Annotated in this window: 17 protein-coding genes; 5 read left to right on the forward strand and 12 right to left on the reverse strand. The window is 68.2% G+C overall.

Annotated elements, in window-relative coordinates; translation table 11 throughout:
* The first annotated feature begins 54 nt into the window (after positions 1 to 54).
* Entirely contained in the window at positions 55 to 966 is a 912-nt protein-coding gene (locus tag ASD87_RS01600) for a LysR family transcriptional regulator (protein WP_056316262.1), read from the forward strand.
* On the opposite strand, the gene ASD87_RS01605 is transcribed toward ASD87_RS01600, so the two are convergent.
* From ASD87_RS01605 to ASD87_RS01635, 7 genes are all read right to left on the reverse strand, one after another.
* A complete protein-coding gene (locus ASD87_RS01605; RefSeq protein ID WP_056316265.1) occupies positions 945 to 2,339 on the reverse strand; it encodes a GntP family permease in 1,395 nt (464 codons plus the stop codon). The genes ASD87_RS01600 and ASD87_RS01605 overlap by 22 nt on opposite strands.
* 60 nt (positions 2,340 to 2,399) lie before the next feature.
* Positions 2,400 to 2,837 (reverse strand): NUDIX hydrolase, encoded by a 438-nt coding sequence (locus ASD87_RS01610; protein WP_056316267.1) that lies wholly within the window; start codon positions 2,835 to 2,837, stop codon positions 2,400 to 2,402.
* A 49-nt stretch (positions 2,838 to 2,886) separates the two neighbouring features.
* Positions 2,887 to 4,107, reverse strand: a complete 1,221-nt coding sequence (locus ASD87_RS01615; RefSeq protein ID WP_056318629.1) for a hypothetical protein — start codon at positions 4,105 to 4,107, stop codon at positions 2,887 to 2,889.
* 131 nt (positions 4,108 to 4,238) lie between these two features.
* Positions 4,239 to 5,498 (reverse strand): ABC transporter substrate-binding protein, encoded by a 1,260-nt coding sequence (locus ASD87_RS01620; RefSeq protein ID WP_082586178.1) that lies wholly within the window; start codon positions 5,496 to 5,498, stop codon positions 4,239 to 4,241.
* 143 nt (positions 5,499 to 5,641) lie between these two features.
* Positions 5,642 to 6,385: a GntR family transcriptional regulator gene (locus tag ASD87_RS01625; RefSeq protein ID WP_056316273.1), complete on the reverse strand. Its 744-nt coding sequence runs from the start codon at positions 6,383 to 6,385 to the stop codon at positions 5,642 to 5,644.
* A 13-nt stretch (positions 6,386 to 6,398) separates the two neighbouring features.
* Positions 6,399 to 8,003 (reverse strand): AMP-binding protein, encoded by a 1,605-nt coding sequence (locus ASD87_RS01630; protein ID WP_056316276.1) that lies wholly within the window; start codon positions 8,001 to 8,003, stop codon positions 6,399 to 6,401.
* A 3-nt stretch (positions 8,004 to 8,006) separates the two neighbouring features.
* Positions 8,007 to 9,047: a cyclase family protein gene (locus ASD87_RS01635; RefSeq protein WP_056316279.1), complete on the reverse strand. Its 1,041-nt coding sequence runs from the start codon at positions 9,045 to 9,047 to the stop codon at positions 8,007 to 8,009.
* 103 nt (positions 9,048 to 9,150) lie between these two features.
* Here ASD87_RS01635 and ASD87_RS01640 point away from each other — a divergent pair, with 103 nt between their 5' ends.
* Complete coding sequence (locus ASD87_RS01640) at positions 9,151 to 10,143, forward strand: tripartite tricarboxylate transporter substrate binding protein (protein WP_056316282.1); 993 nt, start codon at positions 9,151 to 9,153, stop codon at positions 10,141 to 10,143.
* Entirely contained in the window at positions 10,140 to 10,862 is a 723-nt protein-coding gene (locus ASD87_RS01645) for an SDR family NAD(P)-dependent oxidoreductase (protein WP_056316284.1), read from the forward strand. Before ASD87_RS01640 ends, ASD87_RS01645 begins: the two co-directional genes overlap by 4 nt.
* A 554-nt stretch (positions 10,863 to 11,416) precedes the next feature.
* Here ASD87_RS01645 and ASD87_RS01650 read toward each other — a convergent pair.
* On the reverse strand, positions 11,417 to 12,319 hold the full coding sequence (locus ASD87_RS01650; protein ID WP_056316286.1) for a GlxA family transcriptional regulator: 903 nt from the start codon (positions 12,317 to 12,319) through the stop codon (positions 11,417 to 11,419).
* Between the two features lie 99 nt (positions 12,320 to 12,418).
* Between ASD87_RS01650 and ASD87_RS01655 the strand changes: the two genes are divergently transcribed.
* Positions 12,419 to 13,093: a DJ-1/PfpI family protein gene (locus tag ASD87_RS01655; protein ID WP_056318633.1), complete on the forward strand. Its 675-nt coding sequence runs from the start codon at positions 12,419 to 12,421 to the stop codon at positions 13,091 to 13,093.
* Between the two features lie 16 nt (positions 13,094 to 13,109).
* Here ASD87_RS01655 and ASD87_RS01660 read toward each other — a convergent pair whose 3' ends face one another.
* Positions 13,110 to 14,996 carry an ABC transporter ATP-binding protein gene (locus ASD87_RS01660; RefSeq protein ID WP_056316289.1) on the reverse strand — a complete coding sequence of 629 codons (1,887 nt, stop codon included), beginning with the start codon at positions 14,994 to 14,996 and terminating at the stop codon, positions 13,110 to 13,112.
* Between the two features lie 356 nt (positions 14,997 to 15,352).
* Positions 15,353 to 18,979: an ABC transporter ATP-binding protein gene (locus ASD87_RS01665; protein WP_056316293.1), complete on the reverse strand. Its 3,627-nt coding sequence runs from the start codon at positions 18,977 to 18,979 to the stop codon at positions 15,353 to 15,355.
* 94 nt (positions 18,980 to 19,073) lie between these two features.
* On the opposite strand from ASD87_RS01665, the gene ASD87_RS01670 reads away from it, so the two are divergent.
* Entirely contained in the window at positions 19,074 to 20,009 is a 936-nt protein-coding gene (locus ASD87_RS01670) for a LysR substrate-binding domain-containing protein (protein ID WP_056316296.1), read from the forward strand.
* A 43-nt stretch (positions 20,010 to 20,052) separates the two neighbouring features.
* Here ASD87_RS01670 and ASD87_RS01675 read toward each other — a convergent pair whose 3' ends face one another.
* Together ASD87_RS01675 and ASD87_RS01680 are read right to left on the reverse strand one after the other, a co-directional pair.
* Positions 20,053 to 20,841: an ABC transporter ATP-binding protein gene (locus tag ASD87_RS01675; protein ID WP_056316298.1), complete on the reverse strand. Its 789-nt coding sequence runs from the start codon at positions 20,839 to 20,841 to the stop codon at positions 20,053 to 20,055.
* Positions 20,829 to 21,599, reverse strand: coding sequence for an ABC transporter permease (locus tag ASD87_RS01680; RefSeq protein ID WP_056316301.1), 771 nt, complete (start codon positions 21,597 to 21,599; stop codon positions 20,829 to 20,831). Before ASD87_RS01680 ends, ASD87_RS01675 begins: the two co-directional genes overlap by 13 nt.
* Between the last annotated feature and the right edge of the window lie 13 nt (positions 21,600 to 21,612).

Below are 21,612 nucleotides of genomic sequence, written 5' to 3' on the forward strand. Positions count from 1 at the left end.
TAAGATAATTTCATTTGCTTTAACAATGGACCTGCGTGGCAGGTAGCCAAAGGCATGGATCGATTCCAGGAAATGCAGGTGTTCGTGCGCATTGCAGAGCGCGGCAGCTTTACCAAGGCCTCCGATGACCTGCGCATTCCGCGCGCCACGGTGACCAACCTGATCAAGCGCATGGAGGCCCGGTTGGGCGCACGCCTGCTCGAGCGCACCACGCGTCAGGTGCGGCTGACGCACGACGGCGAGGCCCACTACCGGCGGTGCGTGCGGCTGCTGGCCGACCTGGAGGAGGCCGATGGCGCGTTCCTGGATACGGCCCCCAAGGGGCTGCTCAGGGTCAATGCGCAGGGCACGCTTGCCCGCTTTTTCGTAATGCCCGGCCTGCCGGACTTTCTGAAGCGCTATCCCGACATTGCCCTGCACTTGGGCGAAGACGACCGGCTGGTGGACCTGGTGCGTGAAGGCGTGGACTGCGTGCTGCGGGCGGGCGTGCTGCAGGATTCGACGCTTGTCGGGCGGACGATCGCGCAGATGCCGCAGGTGACGGTGGCCAGCCCCGTCTACCTGGCTCGACATGGCATGCCGGACAGCGTGCAGGCGCTGGAAAAGCACCTGGCCGTGGACTACGTGTCCAGCGCCACGGGCCGCGCGGCGCCGCTGGATTTTTGGGTCGATGGCCGCATCGTGCAGGTGCGCCCGCGCGCGGTTGTCAGCGTGAGCGGCGCCGAGCTTTACACCAGCGCGGCGTTGGCGGGCCTGGGTATGGTGCAGGTGCCGCGCTATCGCGTGGAACGCGAACTGGCGGCGGGGCACTTGAAGATCGTGCTGCCCCACGCGCCGCCCGCGCCGATGCCGGTGTCGGTGTTGACGCCGCAGAACCGGCAGGTGCCGGCGCGGGTGCGCGTGTTCACGCAGTGGCTGGCAGGCGTGTTTGCCGCCGCCTTCGATCAGACGATGCCGGTCAGGTAGAACACGCCGATCACCAGGAACACCGACAGCGTCGATATCAGGGTGATGGCGAAGATATCGCCATAGGACTGGCGGTGCGTCAGGCCCGTGACGGCCAGCAGCGTGATGACCGCGCCGTTGTGCGGCAGCGTGTCCATGCCGCCGCTCGCCATCGCAGCAACCCGGTGCAGCACTTCCATGGGAATGCCGGCCGCCAGGGCGCCGTCGATGAAGGTCTGCGACATCGCGGCCAGCGCGATGCTCATGCCGCCAGAGGCCGATCCGGTGATGCCGGCCAGCGTCGTCACCGCCACGGCTTCGCCGACCAGCGGATCGGGAATGGCCTTCAGGGCCTGCGCCACCAGCAGAAAGCCCGGCAGTGCGGCGATGACGCCGCCGAACCCGTACTCGGCCGCGGTGTTCATCGAGGCCAGCAGCGCGCCCGACACGGCGCTCTTGCTGCCCTCCGCAAAATGCGACTTGATGGCGCGAAACGAGAACAGCAGGATGGTGACGATGCCCGCGATCAGCGCACCCATCACGGCCCACAGCGCCACCTGCTCGTCCGCGTTGACGGGCAGGGGCTTGGGCAGGCCGGGCAAGTTCACTTCGGAACCGGCCGGATACCAGCCCGGGATCCAGCGCGTCAGCAGAAAGTTCACCACACCCACCACCACCAGCGGCAGCAGCGCGATCAGCGGATGGTGATTGCGTTCGGCGGGGGGCGTGGCGGGTTCGTTGCGCAGGTCCGTGCCGTAGGTCTCGCCGGCCGCGGCGGCGCGCTTGCGGCGCCATTCCAGGTAGGCGATGCCCGCGGTCAGCGTGAACGTGGCGCCGATGAGGCCCAGCCAGGGCGCGGCCCAGGTCGTGGTCTCGAAGAAGGTCGTCGGAATGATGTTCTGGATCTGCGGCGTGCCCGGCAGCGCCGTCATGGTGAACGTGAAGGCGCCCAGCGCAATCGCGCCCGGCATCAGACGCTTGGGGATACCGCCCTGGCGGAACATCTCGGCGGCAAACGGGTATACCGCGAACACCACCACGAACAGCGACACGCCGCCGTAAGTCAGCACCGCGCAGACCAGCACGATGGCCACGATGGCGCGCTCGGCCCCGATCAGCCGCAGCACCGCTTGCACGATGGCGCGCGAAAAGCCCGATAGCTCGATCAGCTTGCCGAACACGGCCCCCAGGAGGAACACGGGGAAGTAGAGCTTGGCAAAGCCCGCAATGCGCTCCATGAAGATGCCCGAGAACACGGGCGCCAGCGCCGACGGGTCCGTCAGCAGCACCGCGCCCATCGCCGCAATGGGCGCGCAAAGGATCACGCTATAGCCTCGATACGCCGCCAGCATCAAGAACGCCAACGCCGCCACCACGATGAACAATCCGGTCATTCGGTACTCCAGGAATGAAGAGACAAGGGGTGTGGGGCTACACCTTAACGTATCGGGCGGTCAGCGCGCTGCCATCAAATCCGCCGCCTTGTGCGCCAGTTCCGCCACCCCGAAGCTGGTGGCCAGCGCGTGGGCATCAAGATCGGCCAGGGACACCCAGCGCGCGTCGCGGGCATCGTCGCCGGCGACCGGTTCGCCGGACACCCAGCGGCACAGCACCGCGATCAGGATGAAGTGGCGGCGCAGGGCGCCTGCGTCGTCGCGGTCGAACACGTCGACGGCGTCGAAGACGTGCAGCGGCTCGGCGGTGACGCCCGTTTCTTCCAGCAACTCTCGCGCGGCCGCATCGGGAAGGCGTTCGCCCGCATCGATCTTGCCGCCCGGAAACGCCCAGCGGTCCTGATCGGGCGGATTGGCGCGGCGCACCAGCAGCACGTGGCCGTCGCGCACGACGGCGGCGATGGTGGCGGCGATGGGGCGCGGGGCGGGTGGCGTCATGCGGGTCTCCAGCGGCAGTCAGGCATGCGGCAAGGATACGCCGGTCCGGTCACACCTCTTCGATGCGTTGGCTGGGGGCGAACGGCGTGCCCAGACCGAGCAGCGCGTAGATGCGTTCGGTGATGCGCTGGCGCCGTGTCGGCCTGCCCATGCGCCACCGCATGTCGAGCCACAGAAGCGGCAGCGCAAAGCACAGCCAAACCAGCAGGAACATCCCCAGGATGAAGAGCGCGAGTTCCGGAAAATCGCCCTGTAGCGCGTCGGCGTCGAGGAACCAGGTCAGGCCAATCAGAAACAGCCAGACCGCAAGCATCAGGCCGCCGATGGCCTTGAGCAGGGGCGCGCGCTGGTTCATGCCGACGCCGACCGGCGTGTCGCGGCCGGGAATGGCGCGGAATCGCAGATGGCACATGTAGGCGCGCCCGTCCTCCAGATTGCGCAGCGCATACACCGCATGCGGTTCGCCCGGAACCGGCTGGGCGTTGACGGCCATTTCCACGGCATCGTCCTGCGCCAGGAACGGCTGCCAGCTTCCCAGCGATTCATCGACCGTCATCAGGAACGCGCGGCCCTGGATGGAAAAGCGATAGTGGCCGTAGGTCGGGCCTTTGTGCACATGCCGCGTTTCATGCGTGATCCCGTCAAGCTGCCCCCGGATCAGGAGCAGGGGCGGATCGCCATCCTGCGTCAGCGCAGCGGGTTCCTGCCGGGGACGCGGGGCGGCTGGCGCAGCTGAAGTGGCCGCCATGGCCGCTGGCCGCCGGGCGGGATCGAACTGCGCCTCGCTGGCGAGAATGCGTGGCCGCTCGCGGCGGTTGTGCCAGAGGACATGCAAGGCATTCGCGGCAAGTACCAGCCCCATCAACGCGATCACCAGCGCGAACACCATCAGGAATACGCGCGGCAGCGTCGCGATCCCGGACAGCCACGCTGCACCCAGCGCGGTCACGCCCACGGCGCCGCAGATCGCGGCCTCGCGCCCGCTACGCCGTTGCGCGGTCTGGTAGGTGAGCGGAGCAATGGGATCGCCCTGCGCCGGCACGGCCCAACAGAAGCGGTTCAGGCCATGCTCGGCCTCCAGCACCCCAATGCGCACGGCCGTGCCTTTGTCGTGGAAGGCGCGCAGCTGGGCGATGTGCGATGGGTCCAGCCCGGGACCCCAGATCATCTGCGCGCCGATCCGCAGGAACACATCGTTTCGCCGGACCGGCGTGGCGACCCGGATCTGGTCTATCGTGCCTTCGATGATGCGGGCGGCTTGTTGCGGCATGTCGGCGCGGCGGATGCAAAGCCGCAAGGATAACGCGGCGGGCGTTGCCCGCGGCGGGCGTTTCCCGCCGCGGATGCCATCGGCCGCGTCCGCCCGCCGCGGGGACGCCCGCCGCAGGACCGCCTGCCGCGCTACTTCTGCACCAGCGGGCACGTCGACCGGGACAGCGGCATGAACGCCTGGTCGCCGGGCAGCGTGGCCACCAGCTTGTAGTAGTCCCACGGCCGCTTGGACTCCGACGGCTTTTTCACCTCGAACAGGTACATGTCGTGGACCATGCGGCCGTCCTCGCGGATGCGGCCGTTGGTGGCGAAGAAGTCGTTGATGGGGGTGGCCTTCATCTGCTTCATGACCGCCGTGGGCTCGTCGGTGCCCGCCGCCTGCACGGCTTTCAGGTAGTGCATCACCGACGAATACGTGCCCGCCTGACTCATGTTGGGCATCTTCTTGAGCTTGTCGTAATAGCGCTGCGACCAGGCGCGGGTCTGGTCGTTCATGTCCCAGTAGAAAGCTTCCGTCAGCGTCAGGCCGGCGGCAGCGTCCAGGCCGATGGCGTGGATGTCGTTGATGTACAGAAGCAGGCCCGCCATCTTCTGCCCGCCTTTGGTCAGCCCGAATTCGCTGGCCGCCTTGATGGCGTTGACCGTGTCGCCGCCCGCGTTGGCCAGCCCGACGATCTGCGCCTTGCTGGCTTGCGCCTGCAACAGGTACGAGGCAAAGTCGCTGGAGCCCAGCGGATGGCGCGAGGCGCCCAGCACCGTGCCGCCGTTGGCCTTCACGACGTCGGTGGCCGAGGCCTGCAGCGTGTGGCCGAACGCGTAGTCGGCCGTCAGGAAGTACCAGCTTTTGCCGCCTTGCTCGACGGTGGCGCGCGCGGTGGTGTTGGCGAGCGACCAGGTGTCGTAGGTGTAGTGCACGGAATAGGGCGAGCACAGGTCGTTGGTGATGCGCTCGGTGCCCGGTCCGCTGAAGACGACGATCTTCTTCTTTTCGCGCGCCACTTCCAGCACGGCCAGCGCGGGCGCGGAGCCGGCGACGTCCATGATGGCGTCGACCTTCTGGATGTCGTACCACTCGCGCGCCTTGGCGGCGGCGATGTCGGCCTTGTTCTGGTGGTCCACCACCAGCAGGTCCACCTTCTTGCCCAGCACGGTCCCGCCGAAATCGGCGATCGCCATCTCGGCGGCGGTGGCGCTGCCCTTGCCGGTCACGTCGGCATAGACGCCGCTCATGTCCAGGATCAGGCCCAGCCGCACGACGTCGTCGGAAACGGCGGGCGCAGGCGACTGCGCGAGTGCGCCGGCGGCGGCAGCTATCGCCGTGGCGGCGAACAATTGGATGATCTTGCTGCGGCACTGCATTGAAATCCGGGTCTTGTCGGCATGCTTCATGGTTGTCTCCCTGTATGCCGGATTCTTTTCGGATAGTGCGGGCGCGTGTCCTGGTTTTATTGATCTGGCGCCTTGTGTGGGGTTGGGACAGCGGGCGGGCGATGGGTGGGCGATGGTCTCCTTGAAGCGGGTCGGCAAGGCGGTCAGCGGTTGGTGAGCAGGTCGAATTCCATTCGCACCTTGCGAAACGGAAATTCCAGCCGCGCGAAATACACCACGCGGCCGTCGATGCAGGCATAGCGGCGCAGTTCGGCCACCGGCGAGGACACGGGAATCTGCAGCGATTCGGCCGACTCCTGGCCCGCCTCGATCACGTTCAGGACCTGGCGCGCCTCGGAGATGCGCGCCCCGTAGAACTGGTCCAGCACCGGCGCAACGGTGCTCTTCTGGATGCGGGCGCGATGCTTGCGAAAGAGGCCACTGTCCAGAAAAACCTCGCTATAGCAGAAGGGGCCGGCATCGGTCGTGTGGATGCGCCGCAAGTACTGGAAGCTGCCGCTGCGGTCGGCGCCGCACGGCATGCCCAGCGTGTCGGGCAGCGGGGAGTCGGCGTTGGACTCGACCAGCGACACGGTGCCCAGCTGGTTGCTCAGCTCGACGGTTTCGGCCCAGGTCTTGGGAATGAGCAGGGTGGGCGTTTCCGGCAGCTCGGCGTTCACAAAGGTGCCCGACCCGCGCGAGCGCCGGATGAGGCCGTCCTCTTCCAGCAGGCCGAACGCCTGGCGGATCGTCGCGCGCGAGATGCCGTAGGTTTCCATCAGCGCTTCCAGGGGCGGAATCTGCTGTCCGGGCCGCCACGTCCGGTTCTGGATGTGGCTGCGAAACAGCGCGGCGGCCTGCAGATAAAGCGGCTGGGGACTGCGCGAAAAAAGCTTGCGGGCGGGCATGGCGGGCGGATGGTTATGACGCGGAACCCGAGAGCATAGCGTCCGCCATCTCGCGCAGCCGGTGCTTCTGGATCTTGACCGAGTTGGCGCTCTCGACCGACGGAAAGGCGTCCAGCACGGTAAACCCGGCGGGCGCCTTGAAGCCCGCCATGGCCGTCTTGCACGCCGCGGTCCAACCGGCCGGGTCGGCCTGGGCGCCCGCGTGCAGCAGCACGAAGGCGTAGGGCACGATCTTGCCGTGGCGCGTGGCGCCCACCACCTGGCAGGCGCGCACGCCCGGCAGGGTTTCGACGACCTGCTCGATCTCCACCGGATTGACCAGAAAGCCCGAGAGCCGCAGCGAATCTCCCATCCGGGTCTGGAACACGAATTGGCGGTCGGTCAGCGTATAGCCCAGATCGCCGGTCTTGAAGTAGCCGTCGGCCGTCAGGGCGGCGCGGGAGGCGTCCGGGTTGTCCAGGTAGCCCAGCATCAGGCTGGGCGACAGGATCTCGATCTCGCCGGACTGGCCGTGCGGCAGCACCTGGCCGCTTTCGGGATCGCGGGCCCGCACGCGGGCACCCGGGTAGATCAGCGTGCCGCCGGGCTGGTGCCGCGCCGACACGTCGCCTTCGGCGGGATCGCGGGGCTGGCCGGCCACCAGCGCGATCAGTTCGCTGGAGCCATACAGGCCGGTGAGCGGGACGCCGGCCGCGCGGGCCAGGTCCAGCATGTTGTCCAGCGCGGGCGTGAAGCTGGCAAAACCGAACAACTGGACGGACGAGAACGTGCCGGGCGCGGCGGCCTGCATCATGCCGACCAGCGCCTCGTTGTTGGCATAGGTGTGCGTGACGGCGTGGCGGGCGATGGCGCGTGCCGATTCGGCCGCATCGAAGACGGGCGCGCAGACGACCGGCACGCCGCGCGCCAGACCGCCCACCAGCGTGGCAAATCCGAAGGCGCCGCAAAACGGCGCGCTGGCCAGCACGCATGCCCGGTCTTCGTAGCCGAACGCCTGCGCGACCATGGCGCCGTGCCGCAGCAGGGTGTGCTGATCGTGCAGCACGAATTTTGGCTTGGAGGTGGTGCCGGATGTGGTGAAACACAGCACCCCGGCATTGGCGTGCGGGGCGGGCGCGGGATCGGCGCAGGCCAGCAGCGCGTCGTACCGGTGCACCGGTTTGCCGTGCAGCGATGCCGGGGGCAGTTCGTCCGGTCCGGCCAGGGCGACGGCGCCCTGCAACTGCTCCGCATCCACGGGCGCCACGCCATCCAGGATGCCCTGGAAGTCGATGCCCTTGAAGTCGGGCCAGTACACCAGCCAGTCGGCGCGGCCGCGGCCCAGGATGTCGGCCACCTCAACCGACCGGAAGCGCGTGTTGACGGCCAGCACCAGCGCGCCCAGATGCGCGCACGCCAGAAAGGTTTCGACCCAGGCGGCGCAATTGGGCAGCCAGACGGCGACGCGGTGGCCGGGCTGCACACCGATGCGGGCAAGGCCAGCCGCCAACGCGCGGCTGCGCGCGCGCAGGTCGGCAAGGCGCAGCGGCTGGTCGCGGTCGATCAGCGCAATGGCATCGGGCTGACGGGCCGCGAGCGCATCCAGGTGTTGGGAGAACGTGGAGTGGGACAGCGGCATGGCTTACACCGTGGCAATGGGCGTCACGGGCGAACCCACCGCGCCGGGCATGCGCAAGGGCGGGGCGGTCAGCAGGAACCGGCTGCGGCCGTGCGCGTGAAGCCAGTCGGCCAGGTCCTTCAGGTACCACAGCTCGGCCAGCGGCACGCCCAGCTTGAAAAGGCAATGATGGTGCAGCGGCAGGATGGAATGGCCCGGGCCGGCGGTGCGCGCGGGATAGGCCTCCACGGCATAGTTGTCGGCGCAGATTGCCGCAATGCCGGACTGCGTGATCCAGTCGAGCAGGGCGGGGTCGGCCCCGTCCAGCACCGCGCCGGTTTCCTCGAGTTTGTGCGGATCGGGCTGGCCGTTCATGGCCACGATGGCTTCGGCGAATCCGGTCCGCAGCACCAGCATGTCGCCGGCCTCGGGCACGGCGTCCTGCTCGCGCATGGCAGCCTGGAGCTGGTCATGGCCGACGAGGGTGCGGCCGGGGCCAAACGCGCGCGCTAGATCGACCAGCACGCCGCGGCCCTGCATGCCTTTTTCGGCGTAGCGGCTGACGCTGAGCTTGCGCGCAAAGGAGCCGCCCGGCGGGCAGCAGGGGGCTTGCGAGTTGTCGGGATCCGCGCCGCCAAACACATCCACGCCGGCTGCGTAGCCGTTGTAGTAGACGCGGCGCGCCTGGCCGTCTCCCTGGATGTCGAACATCGCGCCCACGTGGCACAGGCCGTCCCATTGCGTGGAGTACTGCATGGACAGGGTGACCTGATCGTCCGACAGCACGTCGACCGCCTCGGGCTGCACCTGCGACATGGCGAAGTTCAAATAAGGCGTGCCCTCGCGGAAGGTGGGCTTGAGCGTGGGCGCGTGGCGGCGGGGATTGAGCACGTTGCCGCCGGGCAGATCCAGCGGCAGCGACAGGCAGAAGACCTTGCCGGCTTGCACTTCGCGCACCGCCTGCAGCACCTTTTCCTCGGTCAGGAGGTTCAGGCGGCCCAGTTCGTCGTCGGGGCCGAAGTCGCCCCAGGTGGAACCTTCGGGGCGTTGCGTCCAGCGTTTCATCTGCTTGTCTCCTGTCGGTTTTCTATGTTCTTATGAATATAGTACGTATTTACGTACTTTAAAAAGAAATCCGCAATCAGCGGGTTCGAAAGGAGACGAGACCATGACGCATTTGCCGCAGCCGCGCGCCGGATGGCGCATTGCCCTTGCCGCGCTGGCCGTTCTGGCGCTACCCGCAGCCCACGCAGCGGGCTATCCCGAGCATCCCGTGACCGTCGTCGTGCCGTATCCGCCTGGAGGCGGCGCAGACCTCTTTGGCCGCGCCATCGCCAACGCGCTGCAGCCCGGCCTGAAGCAGACGGTGCTGGTCGAAAACAAGCCGGGGGCGGGCGGCAATATCGGCATGGCGTACGTGGCCCGAGCCAAGCCGGACGGCTACACGCTGGGGCTGGGCACGATCGGCACGCAGACGATCAATCAGTTTCTCTACAGCAACATGCCGTTCGACCCCGAACGCGACCTGGTGCCGATCGCGCTGGTGTCGACCACGCCGAACGTCATCGCGGTGAGCGCCAAGTCGCCGTACAAGACGGTGGCGGACGTGATCCGGGCCGCCAAGCAGTCGCCGGACAAGAAGCTGACGTACGCATCGCCGGGCATCGGCTCGTCCGTGCACCTGACGGGCGCGTACTTCGAGGCCATGGCCGGGGTGACGATGCTGCACGTGCCGTTCAAGGGCACGTCGGCGTCGCTGCCCGCGGTGGCGGGCGGGCAGGTGGACCTGCTATTTGACAACCTGCCGGGTGCGCTGGCGCAGATCAAGGACGGCAATCTGGTGCGTGGGGTGGCCGTGACCTCGGCCGCGCGGGATCCGTCGGTGCCGGACTTGCCCACTGTTGCCGAATCCGGGCTGCCTGGTTTTGACGTGACGGCGTGGTTCGCGCTGTACGCCCCGCGCAATACGCCCCAGCCGGTCGTCGACCAACTGATCGCCGCCGCGCGCAGCGGGTTGCAGACGCCGGCCATCGCGGCCAACTTCGCCACCATGGGCGCCAAGCCGGGGACGCTGTTCGGGACGGACCTTGCCGCGTTCGAAGCCGCCGAACGCAAGAAGTGGGGCGGACTCATCAAAGACCAGGGAATCAAGGCGCAATGAACCCACGCATCGCTCTCGTCACCGGCGCCAGCCGGGGAATCGGCCGCGCCATTGTGGCGCGCCTGATCGAAGACGGCTTTCAGGTCGTCAATTTCAGCCGTACGTCGCCCGAGACGCTGCTGCCGGGGGAAACGTTCCGGTCGGTGGACCTGTGCGACGCGGCCGCAACCATCGCCGCCGCCCGCGAGCTTGCGGCGCGGCAGCCGGTGCTGAATCTGGTCAACAACGCGGGCATGATCCAGGTCGCCAACATCGAGGACATCACGCAAGAGGAACTGGCGCGCACGATGGCGCTGAACCTGACCGCGCCGATCCTGCTGATGCAGGCGCTGCTGCCAGGGATGCGGCAGGCGAAGTATGGGCGCGTGGTGAACATCGGCAGCCGGGCCGCGCTGGGCAAGGGCGGGCGGTCGGTGTACGGGGCGTCGAAGGCCGGGCTGGCGGGCATGACACGGACCTGGGCGCTGGAGCTGGCGGGCGATGGGATCACGGTGAACACGGTGGCGCCGGGGCCCGTGGCGACCGAGCTGTTCAATCAATCCAATCCGCCGGGTGCGCCGAAGACGCTGGCGCTGGAGGCGGCGATTCCCGTGGGGCGGGTCGGCCAGCCGGATGAGGTGGCGCATACCGTGTCGATGTTCCTGGATCCGCGTGCTGGGTTTGTGACGGGGCAGGTGCTTTATGTTTGTGGGGGGATGTCGGTGGGGTTGGTGGGATAGGTTGGAGTGCTGTTGCTGGTGAAGGATTGGGTTCTTGAGACGCCCGGTGCGGCGTGGGCCTGGGGCGGGCGGGGCTCCGATTGCGGTCCGGAGCCTTCGCTCCGGACTGCCCCGCGCTCAACCTCGTACGCCTTCGGCTCCCTTCGGTTTCCGCCGGGCGCATCTAAACGCCCCGCCCACCCCAGGCCCACGCCACACCGGGCTCTATGGTTGAATCTTTTCGGGCGGCGGGGGGAGTTGGGTTCTTGAGGTTCTTGCACCCAGTTGGGTGGGAGAGAATGATCTTGCGGGGGCCCGCCCCCGGGCGGCCGCGCGGGCGGCCTTCGTGGGCTTACGCGGTGTCTTGCGTCGTCGCGATGGCGCTTCGCGTGTGGCTGCTTCTGCTCCTGGTGTTTGACACTCTGTCCTAGGTGTCTGACACCCTGGTGAGATTCGCTTCATACCAAGTTCATCTACCAAGGGTGTCAGACACCGGCAGCGGCGGACGATCGGCGGCCGCGCAGATGTGCTGCCCCGACCACGGGGACCGCAACGTCGGGCGGCCTACGACGATCTCACGCGGCCTTGCCGTTATTGCCGGGGCGCTTGGGCACCGGACCCACGTGTTGTTCGACGGCCTTCCTTGTCATCTTGCCGGCGCTCTCAAGGGCGCCTGCGCGCTCCTCGCGCAGGCGTCGCAGGACTTCGGTGGGTGCGACGCCGAAGTGGGCCGCGAACTTGCGTTGGAAGGTGCGCCGCGACATCTGGCAGGCGTCTGCCATGTCGTCGACCGACCAGCGGGCCGATAGCCGCGCTTCCATTTTTTCGACCAGTTCGCGAAACGGCGCGGCCACGCGGTCCTGCAGCCGCAGCGTCTGGCTGTATTGGCGCTGGTCGCCGTTGCGGCGCATGAAGACGACGAGGCGGCGCGCGACCTGTTGGGACAGCGCGGCGCCGAAGTCGCGCTCGATGAGCGCTAACGCCAGGTCGATGCCGGCCGTGACGCCGGCTGACGTCCAGTATTTGCCGCTTTCGATGAAGATGCGGTCGTCGTCGACGCGCAGGCCGGGGTAAAGCTGGCGCAGCCGGTCGGCCGAGCGCCAGTGTGTGGTGACCGCGCGGCCGTCCAGGAGTCCGGCCGCCGCCAGTACGAACGCGCCGGTGCAGACGCTGCTGGTGCGGCGCGTGCCGGCGTCGCGCCGCCGCAGCCAGGCGCGCGTTTCGCCGTGCGCCGCGGCCCGGTCGACGCCGGGGCCGCCGGGCACGAGCAGCATGTCGATGGGCGCATCGCCGTCGGCCTCGAAGGTGCCGTCGACCTGCATGCGCAGCCCCTGTTCCCACGTGGCGACGATTGGCGTCGCCGCGATGGTGTGTAGGGCATACAGCTGGCGGCCCGCCTCTTCGTTGGCCGAGCTGAAGGCCTGCCACGGTCCGGCCAGGTCCAGCGGCTGGAAACCGTCGTACAGCACGAACATCACGCGTTGTGGCGCGATTGGCGCATTTGGCGCGCATTCTGGCGCGCCGTGCGTGGCGCGTTCGCCTATGCTGGGTTCTGGCGTTTCCATGGGAGCATCGTCATGAAGGTGAATATCGTCTTGTTCGAAGGGCTGACCCAGCTCGATATGACCGGGCCTTACGAAGTGCTGGCGAACGCGCCGGGATTTACGGTGGATTTTGTCGCAAAAACGATGGAACCGGTGCGTTGCGACCGGGGATTGCGCTTCGTGCCCACGCAGACGATCGCGTCGGCGCAGCCTTGCGATTTGCTGGTGGTGCCGGGCGGGCCGGGCACGGATGACGCCATCGTCGACCCAGATTGGGTGGATTTCACACGCCGGCAAGGGCAGGGCGCCAAGTACCTGTTCGGCATCTGCACGGGTTCCCTGCTGCTGGGCGCGGCCGGGTTGCTGCGGGGCAAGCGGGCGTCCAGTCACTGGCGCGCGCGGGAACTGCTGTCCCGCTTCGGGGCCACGCCGAGCGACGAGCGCCTGTGCGTGGATGGCAACGTGTTCACCGCGGGCGGCGTGACGTCGGGGATCGACATGGGGTTGAAGGTGGTGGCGGCGCTCTGCGGCGAGGACGTCGCCAAGCTGATCCAGTTGCAGATCGAGTACGACCCGAAGCCGCCGTTCCCGGGCGGCACGCCGAAGACGTCGGACCCGGCGATCGTGGAACGCTATCTGGCGATGTCGCAGGCGCGTTTCGAGCGGCGGCGCGCGGCGGTGGACCGGGCTGCGGCGGCCATGCCCTGACCGCGCCGCGCCTGCATCACTTCCCGAAGGCGAACGAGGCGGCGTCCACGTCGTCCGCCTGCGCGGGCGGCGGGACGGCGCCGTCTTCCAGGAGTTCGGCCGGATCCAGGCCCTTGGTCAGCTCCAACGCCTGGCGCTCGAACAGGCGCCGGTACAGGCCGCCCTTCAGGCGGATCAGCGTGTCATGGCTGCCTTCCTCGATCACGTGGCCATGGTCCATCACCAGGAGGCGGTCCAGCGCGCGGACCGTCGACAGGCGGTGCGCCACGACCAGCGTCGTGCGGCCTTCCATCAGGCGGTCCATCGCGCGCTGGATCAGCACCTCGCTTTCGCTGTCCAGGCTGGACGTGGCTTCGTCCAGGATCAGGATGGGCGCGTCAGCCAGGAATGCGCGCGCAATGGCCACGCGCTGGCGTTCGCCGCCGGACAGCTTGACGCCGCGTTCGCCCACCAGCGTGTCGTAGCCCTTGGGCAGCGCCATGATGAAATCATGCGCGCTGGCCAGCCGGGCCGCCTGCTCGATGTCGGCCTGCGATGCGCCGGGCCGCGCATAGGCGATGTTCTCCGCCAGCGTCCGGTGAAACAGCACGGGCTCCTGCTGCACGATTGCGATCTGGCTGCGCAGCGACGCCTGCTTTACCTGGGCGATGTCCTGCCCGTCGATGGTGATGCGCCCGCCATTCACGTCATACAGGCGCTGGATCAGCTTGATGAACGTGGTCTTGCCGGAACCCGAGTGGCCGACCAGGCCCACGCGTTCGCCCGGCGCGATCCGCACCGAGAACCGGTCGTACAGCGCGGTGTGGTGCGACCCGTAGCGGAACGTCACGTCCTCGAAGCGGATCTCGCCCGCCGTCACGGCGATGGCGCCCGCGCCCGGCCGGTCTTCCACGCCAAGGGGCTGCTTTTCCAGCGACACCAGTTCCTCCATGTCGTTGACGGACCGCTGCAGGTTGCGGATGTGCATGCCGACGTCGCGCAGATAGCCCTGCAGGACGAAGAACATGGTCAGCGTGAACGTGATGTCGCCCACGCTGGCCTGGTTGCGCGACCACAGCAGCAGCGACGCGCCCAGGATGGACGCCTGCATGGCCACCAGCATCGCGCCCTGGATGCCGCCGTTGAACGTGGCGCGGATCCAGGTGCGGCGCGTGCGCCGGCGCCACTTGTCGATGACCCGGTCAAGGCGCGCCTCTTCACGCGTCTCCGCGCCAAAGGCCTTGACCACGGCGTTGCAGCTGACGGCGTCGGCCAGCGCGCCGCCCATGCGCGTGTCCCAGGCGTTGCCCAGGCGCGCCGCGGGCGCCACGTAGGCCAGCGACAGCGTGGCGGTGACGGCGATGTACAGCACCGAGCCCAGGCCCACCACCAGCCCCATCAGCGGCCAGTGCGCGCCCAAGAGGGCGGTGGCGCCCACCAGCATGACGACCGACGGCAGCAGCGCCACCAGCAGCGTGTCGTTCAAGAGGTCCACCGCCCACATGCCGCGCGTGATCTTGCGCACCGTCGAGCCGGCGAAGCTGTTGGCATGCCAGTCGGTGGAAAACCGCTGCACGCGGTAGAACGCGTTGGAGGCGATGCCGTTCATCATCTTCAGCGTGAAGGTGATGATGTTCTGGAAGACGGCCTGGCGCAGCAGCGTGCCGCCCACGCCCAGCGCGACCAGCAGCCAGAAGGCCATGATGGCGGCGTTCCAGGCAAGCTGGTCGCCGGCCGCGCCCGACGCCACTGCGTCGACCAGACGGCCGGCGTACATCGGCGTCAGCACGTCGGCCACGGCGGACAGCAGGGCCAGCGCCACGATGACCACGATGCGCAAGGGTTGCCGGCCCCAATAACGGAAGGTAAAGCCCAGGACATCCTTGAAGGCCTGTCCTCGAAAGTCGATTTTTTTTCTAGCCATTGCCATGGTCTGGCGGGACGAACGCGCCAGGTTCCTTGTAAGGAAAGAGGGAAAAACACGCCGGGCGCCTATTGGGCGCTGGCCACTGCGTTCAAGGGTTCAGATAGGCACGGCGGACCGGTCGCCAGATACGGAACTGGCGACGGGGCCGCGCGGGCGACGACTTAATGGCGTCGCGGGGACACGCGCGGGACGGCGTTCGGCATGGGGTACATCATGCAGCCTCCCTGTCGGTGGGTGAGGGGAAAAAAAGAATGGGCAACGGCCCGAATTGCCGATTCTATCGAAGTGATGTAGGCGAATCAACGGGCCGTGCGGGGGGACGGAATGGGCTGTCGGTTTTTTTCAACGCGGCGCTAGCCGGCCTGCGACGCCGCGGCCGCGTAGCCGCCCTGATGGCTTGCCAGCCGTGCATACACGCCTTGTTTGCGCAGCAGCTGATCATGCGTGCCGGACTCGGCCAGCGTGCCGCGGTCCAGCACCAGGATCAGATCGGCGTCGCGGATGGTGGACAAACGATGGGCAATCACGAGCGTCGTGCGGTGGCGCATTAGCACGTCCAGCGCGCCGCGCACCTGCATTTCCGATAGCGTGTCCAGGTGCGAGGTGGCCTCGTCCAGAATCAGCACCGGCGCGTTTTTCAGGAAGGCGCGGGCGATCGAGATGCGTTGGCGCTGGCCGCCCGACAACTGCATGCCGCGTTCGCCCACGCGCGTGGCCAGGCCCTCGGGCAGGCGCTTGACGAAGTCGCCCAGCGCCGCCTGTTCCAGCGCGCGCATCAGGTCTTCGCGGCTGGCCTCGGGGCGGGCCAGCCGGATGTTTCCTTCCAGCGTGTCGTTGAACAGGTAGGTGTCCTGCGTCACCAGCGCCACGCGTTCGCGCAGGCCGTCGAGCCTGAGTTGGCGCACGTCCACGCCGTCCAGCTTGACCGCGCCTTCGCGCGGGTCCCAGAAGCGCAACAGCAGACTGGCCACCGTGCTCTTGCCGGCGCCCGAGGCGCCCACGATTGCCACGGTGGCGCCGGCCGGCACGGTGAAGCTGAGGTCGTGCAGGGTGTCCTGGCGCTTGCCGGGATAGGCAAAACTGACGCGATCGAAGGCGAGCGACAGGCCGTGGGCCGCCACCGGCGCGGGCAGGGGGCCGTCCACGACCGGTTCGGGTTCGTTGGCGACCACGTGCAGGCGGCGCGTGGCTGCGATGGTGTCGGCCAGTTGCCGGCTGACCTGCGAGATCTCCGACACCGGCAGGAACGTGGCCAGCGCAATCAGCACCAGCAGGGGCAGCATGCCGGCGGACAGCGTGCCCGCCTGCACCTGCAACGCGCCCACGACCGCCACGGCAAGGCCGCCCAGGCCCATCGCGGTTTCGAACCAGGCGGTCTGGCGCGACAGGTCGCGCAGAATGGCAAGACGACGCGCGCGGTAATGGTCGGCTACCTTCAGGAACTGGTCGCGGCGCCGGCCGGTGGCCTGAAAGGCGGTCAGGTCCGCCAGGCCCTGGATGGTGTCGGTGGTGTGGGCGCTCATTTCGCCCAATGCCTGGCGCGCCTTGTCGCCCAGGGCGTCCACGCGCTGGCGGCCGCGCACCGGCGACAGCAGCGCGTACGCCAGGAAGGGCAGCAGCGCCAGCGCGACCGGCCAGCTGTAGAAGCCCAGAAAGCCCAGCACGGACAGCGGCACCAGCACCGACACGATGGCCGGCGCGATGGTGTGCGCGTAGAAATACTCCACCATCTCCACGTCTTGGGTGGCCAGCGCCACCAGGTCGCCGGAGCGGCGCTGCAGCAGATAGGCGGGCGCCAGCCGTTCGAGTTTGTCGTAGAGCTTGACGCGCATGTCGGCAAGCAGCTGATAGGCCATCGCGTGCGCCAGCCACGATTCGAGCCAGTGGAAAAGGGCAGCAAGCGGCGCGGCGATCAAGAGGCCAGCGACCAGCGCGCCGGTCTCGCGGCCATCGCGGATGGCGGCCACGATCAGGGCGCTGAACACGCCTACCCCGATGAAGGCGGCCACGCGCGCCACGCCCAGCAGGATGGTCGCAATCAGCGTGCCGCGCCACGGCCGCACCACCGATAGCAGCGTGCCCAGCGTGGCGCGCCAGCCGACCTGTTCGGCGTCGGCGTCCAGCGGGCGCAGGGCGGGGCCCTGGCCGTTGTCGTTGTCTGGCACAGCCGCCCGCGCCGTGTCGGGCCGCGCGGCAACCGGTGAGCCCGCGGCGGGATTCCGATGCGCGGCGGCCTGTTCGTGCATCAGCCGGTGGTACAGCCCGCCTTGGCGCATCAGCGCGGCGTGGGGACCCGACTCCGCCACGCGGCCTTGGTCCAGGACCAGGATGCGGTCGGCGCCGATCACGCTGGCCAGGCGGTGGGCCAGGATGAGCGTTGTGCGGCCGGCCATCAGACGGTCAAGCGCCTGCTGGATCAGCGCCTCGTTCTCGGTATCCACCGACGACAGCGCCTCGTCCAGGATCAGGATGGGCGCATCGCGCAGCAGGGCGCGGGCGATCGCCACGCGCTGGCGCTGGCCGCCCGACAACTGCAGGCCGCGTTCGCCGATGCGCGTGGCGTAGCCGTCGGGCAGCGCCATAATGAAGTCGTCGATGTTGGCGGCGCGCGCGGCCGCGCGCACCTCGTCATGCGTGGCGTCTGGGCGGCCCAGCCGCAGGTTGTCGTCGATGGTGCCGTGAAACAGCGTGATGTCCTGGCTGACCAGCGCAAAGTGCGACAGCAGGAACTGCGTGTCCAGCGTGTTGATTTCGTGTCCGCCGACCCGCACCACGCCGCCTTGCGGCACGCATTCGCGCAGCAGCAGCCGCACGATGGTGGACTTGCCCGCGCCGCTGGGGCCGACCACGCCAACGCGCTCGCCCGCCGCGATCCGAAACGCCAGGCCCTGGTGGGCGGCGCGTTCGGGCGTATACGAAAACGCCACGTCGTCGAACTCGATGGTGGGCGCCAGGCGGACGGAGCCCGCGTGCACGGCGCCCGCTCGCACGGCGCCCGCTTCCACGGCGGTGTCCGGGGCGGGCGTCAGCGGTTGGGCGTCCATCAGCGCGTGGATGCTGGCGGCGGCCGATTGGCCCAGCATGCCCCGGTGCAGCACCGCGCGCAGGTCGCGCAGCGGCCGGAAGATCTCGGTGCCCGCCATCAGCACGATCAGCAGCGCCTCGACGCTCATGTCGCCGGCGGCGACGCGCCATGCGCCCAGCGTCAGCGCCAGCGCGGCGCCCAGCGCCACGCCCAGGTCGCTGATGCCGCGCGTGAGCAGGCTGACGGACAGCACCCAGAAGGTGTTGTCCGACAGGCTGCGTGCGCGGGCCGCCAGCCGTTCGCCCCAGGCCTTGCCCTGGCCATACGACTTGAGCGTGGGCAGGCCCTGCACGGCGTCCAGGAATTCTTCGCCAAATTCGTTCAGCGACCGGCTGCGCGCCAGGCTGGCGCGCCGGTCCAGCATGTGCACCGCCATTGGCCCGAACAGCGCGAACAGCGCCGCGGCCAGGAACACCAGGGCGGTCGGCACGTCCCAGAATGCGATGACGGCAAAGATCGCGAACGGCGCGGCCGCGGCGATGGCGACCTGCGGCAGGTACTGTCCGAAGAACGTCTGCAACTGTTCGACGCCGTCCACCACGGTGAGCATGACGCCGCCGGTGCGCTGATTGGCAAACCACGCTGGCCCCAGCGCGACGATGCGGTCGTACAGGCGCGCGCGCAGCGTGTGCTGGATGGCGGCCGACGTGCGGTTGGCCTGCACCGTGCGCCAGTCGTCCAGGAACGCGCGCAGCAGCACCATGGCCGCCACGCCCAGCGCGGGCGCCGCCCAGTCCTGCCACGGCGCACCGTCGAACACGCGGGCCAGCAGCTGGCCCAGGAACACGTAGCGTGCAATCCCGGCTGCCAGGGCCAGCAGGCCCAGAAAGATGCCGCCCGCCATGCCGGCGCGCAGACCCTCGGTCAGACGCCACAGCCTCGAATCGAAATACATAGCCATTACTCCATCCAGAGCCTGCATGGTCCCCGATCCGGCCTGCATGCGAAAGCGATGAATTTTCAATCAAGGGTTGAGATAAACTCAACCGATGTCCGACGCATCCACCCGCACTCCGCCGCTGGCCGCCTTGCGCGCCTTCGAAGCCGTGGCCCGGCTGGGCAGCCTGAGCCGCGCCGCCGCAGAGCTGAACGTCACGAAAAGCGCCGTCAGCCATCAGTTGCGGGCGCTTGAGGCCGATCTGGGGGCGCCGCTGCTGCGCCGGGGCGGCACCGTGCGGCGCGCAGAGACCACGGAAGCGGGCGCCGCCCTGCTGGCATCCGTACAACAGGCCTTGACCCTATTGGAGACGGCCTGCCGCAATGTCCGGGCCAGCGCCCGCGGCAAGCGGCGCTATACGTTGAACGTGTCCGCCAACCCCTCGCTGGCCGCGCTGTGGCTGGCGCCGCGCATCGGGCGGTTCATCGAGCTGCATCCGGATATCGACATCCAGGTGTATCTGCACGCCAGCCAGGATCCGGCCTGGAAAACCCAGGACATCGATCTGGCCTTCCTGCACGTGCGGGCGATGGGACCGCACATTGCCGCGCCGGGCGACATCCCGCTCATGACCGAAACCGTGGTGCCGGTGTGCAGCCCGGCGCTGGTGCCCGAGGCCGAGCGCAACGATCCGGGCGTGTTCCTGCGTCATCGCTGGCTGGAGGAAAAGCACATCGACAGCCCCGAGACCGACTGGCGAACGTGGCGTCCCAGGCTGGGTCTGGCCCCGGACGACTGGCAGGACCCGATGGTGCTGAGCGGCCTGAGCACCGTGGTGGCCGCCGCGGCGGCGGGCGTCGGCATCGCGCTGGGCCGCGCGCCGCTCATCGACGAAGACCTGGCGAGCGGCCGGCTGGTGCCGTTGGCGCCCCACCTGCGCATGGCGGGTTCGTGGGGCTATGTGATGCGCATCCACGCCAACCGGCCGATGGATCCTTCGTTGCCGGCGCTGGTGGAGTTCCTGGCCGAGGAAGGCCGCCGCGCGTAGCAGGGCGTGGGGAAGGGCGGGGCGCCCATCGGCCCCCCCGCCATTAGTCGGCCGCCAGCTCCATGCTGCGCGTGACTTCCTCCTGCACGCGCTCCCAGATGGCGCGCTTCAGTTCCACGAAGCGGGGCGACAACTGCACGTCCGCGCTGCGCGGATGCGGCAGGTCGTTCTGGATGTCCTGCACGATGCGGCCGGGCTTGGATCCCATGACGGCCATGCGCGTCGACAGGGTCAGCGCCTCGTCGATGGAGTGCGTGATGAAGACGATGGTCTTGCCGCTCTGCTCGTAGATCGACAACAGCTGGTCCTGCAGCACCTGCCGCGTCATCGCGTCCAGTGCGGCGAAGGGCTCGTCGAACAGCATCACGTCCGGATCGTTGGCCAGCACGCGCGCGATCGACACGCGCTGCTTCATCCCGCCCGACAACGCGTGCGGATACTTGTCCGCCGCGTGCTTCAGTCCCACCATCTCGATGAAGCGGCGGGCGATCGGTGCACGTTCCTGGCGGGACATGCCCCGCATCTTCAGGCCGAACTCCACGTTTTCCTGGACCGTGCGCCACGGAAACAGCGCGTACTGCTGGAACACCATGCCGCACGCGGCGGTCACGTCGGTGACCTCTCTGCCGTTGATCTGCACCGATCCGGTGTTGGGCGTGATGAAGCCGGCCATCAGGTTCAGCAGCGTCGACTTGCCGCAGCCCGAGGCGCCCAGCAGCACCAGGAATTCCCCGCGCTTGACCTCCAGATTCACCTTGTCCAGCACGGGCACGTCGCCGTAGGCCTTGGAGACGTCCGTCAGCCGGATCATCGTGTCGTTCATCGCTGCCATGCCAGCACCCACCGTTCAAGAAGCCGCAAACACAGATCGGTCACCAGCACGGTGAAACTGATCAGCACCATGCCCAGCACCACCGTGTCGGTCTGGAAGAATTCCTTGCCGTTCATGATCATGAACCCCAGGCCCTCCTTGGACGCCACCAGTTCCGCCGAGATCACGCAGGTCCAGGACAGGCCCAGGATGATCTTCATGCCCGACAGGATCTGCGGCAGACAGCCGGGAAACAGCACCTCGCGCATGACCTGCCAGCGGTTGGCGCCCAGGTTGCGCGCGGCGCGCACCAGCACCGGATCGATGCTGCGCGAGGCTTCCATCACGTAAAGAAGGGCGGGCACGAAGGAACCCATGAAGACGATGCTGTACTTCTGCGTTTCGGTAATGCCGAACCACAGCAGCGACAGCGGAATCCAGCTCATCGATGGCAGCGGACGCAGGAACGAGATGATGGGATCGAAGACGGCGCGCGCCACCTTCGAGGTGCCCAGCAAAATGCCCAGCGGAATCGCGACGATCACCGCGGCCAGAAAGCCCACCATGACCCGCCGGGTCGAGGCCAGCACGTTGTAGAACAGCGTGCCCTGGTCGGACATGGACAGCGCCCGCGCCAGGACCTGGGACGGGGCGGGCAGGAAAATGGGATCGACCGCGCCGGCGCGGCACAGCCCCTCCCACAGCAACAGAAAACCGAGCAGCGAAAACACGCTGACCCAGAGCAGGCGTGTTTCGCGTGAAGAAGAACGTGCGGACATAGGCAGAATGTCC

Source organism: Achromobacter sp. Root170 (genome assembly GCF_001428165.1).
In the GTDB taxonomy this organism is placed as follows: domain Bacteria; phylum Pseudomonadota; class Gammaproteobacteria; order Burkholderiales; family Burkholderiaceae_B; genus Achromobacter; species Achromobacter mucicolens.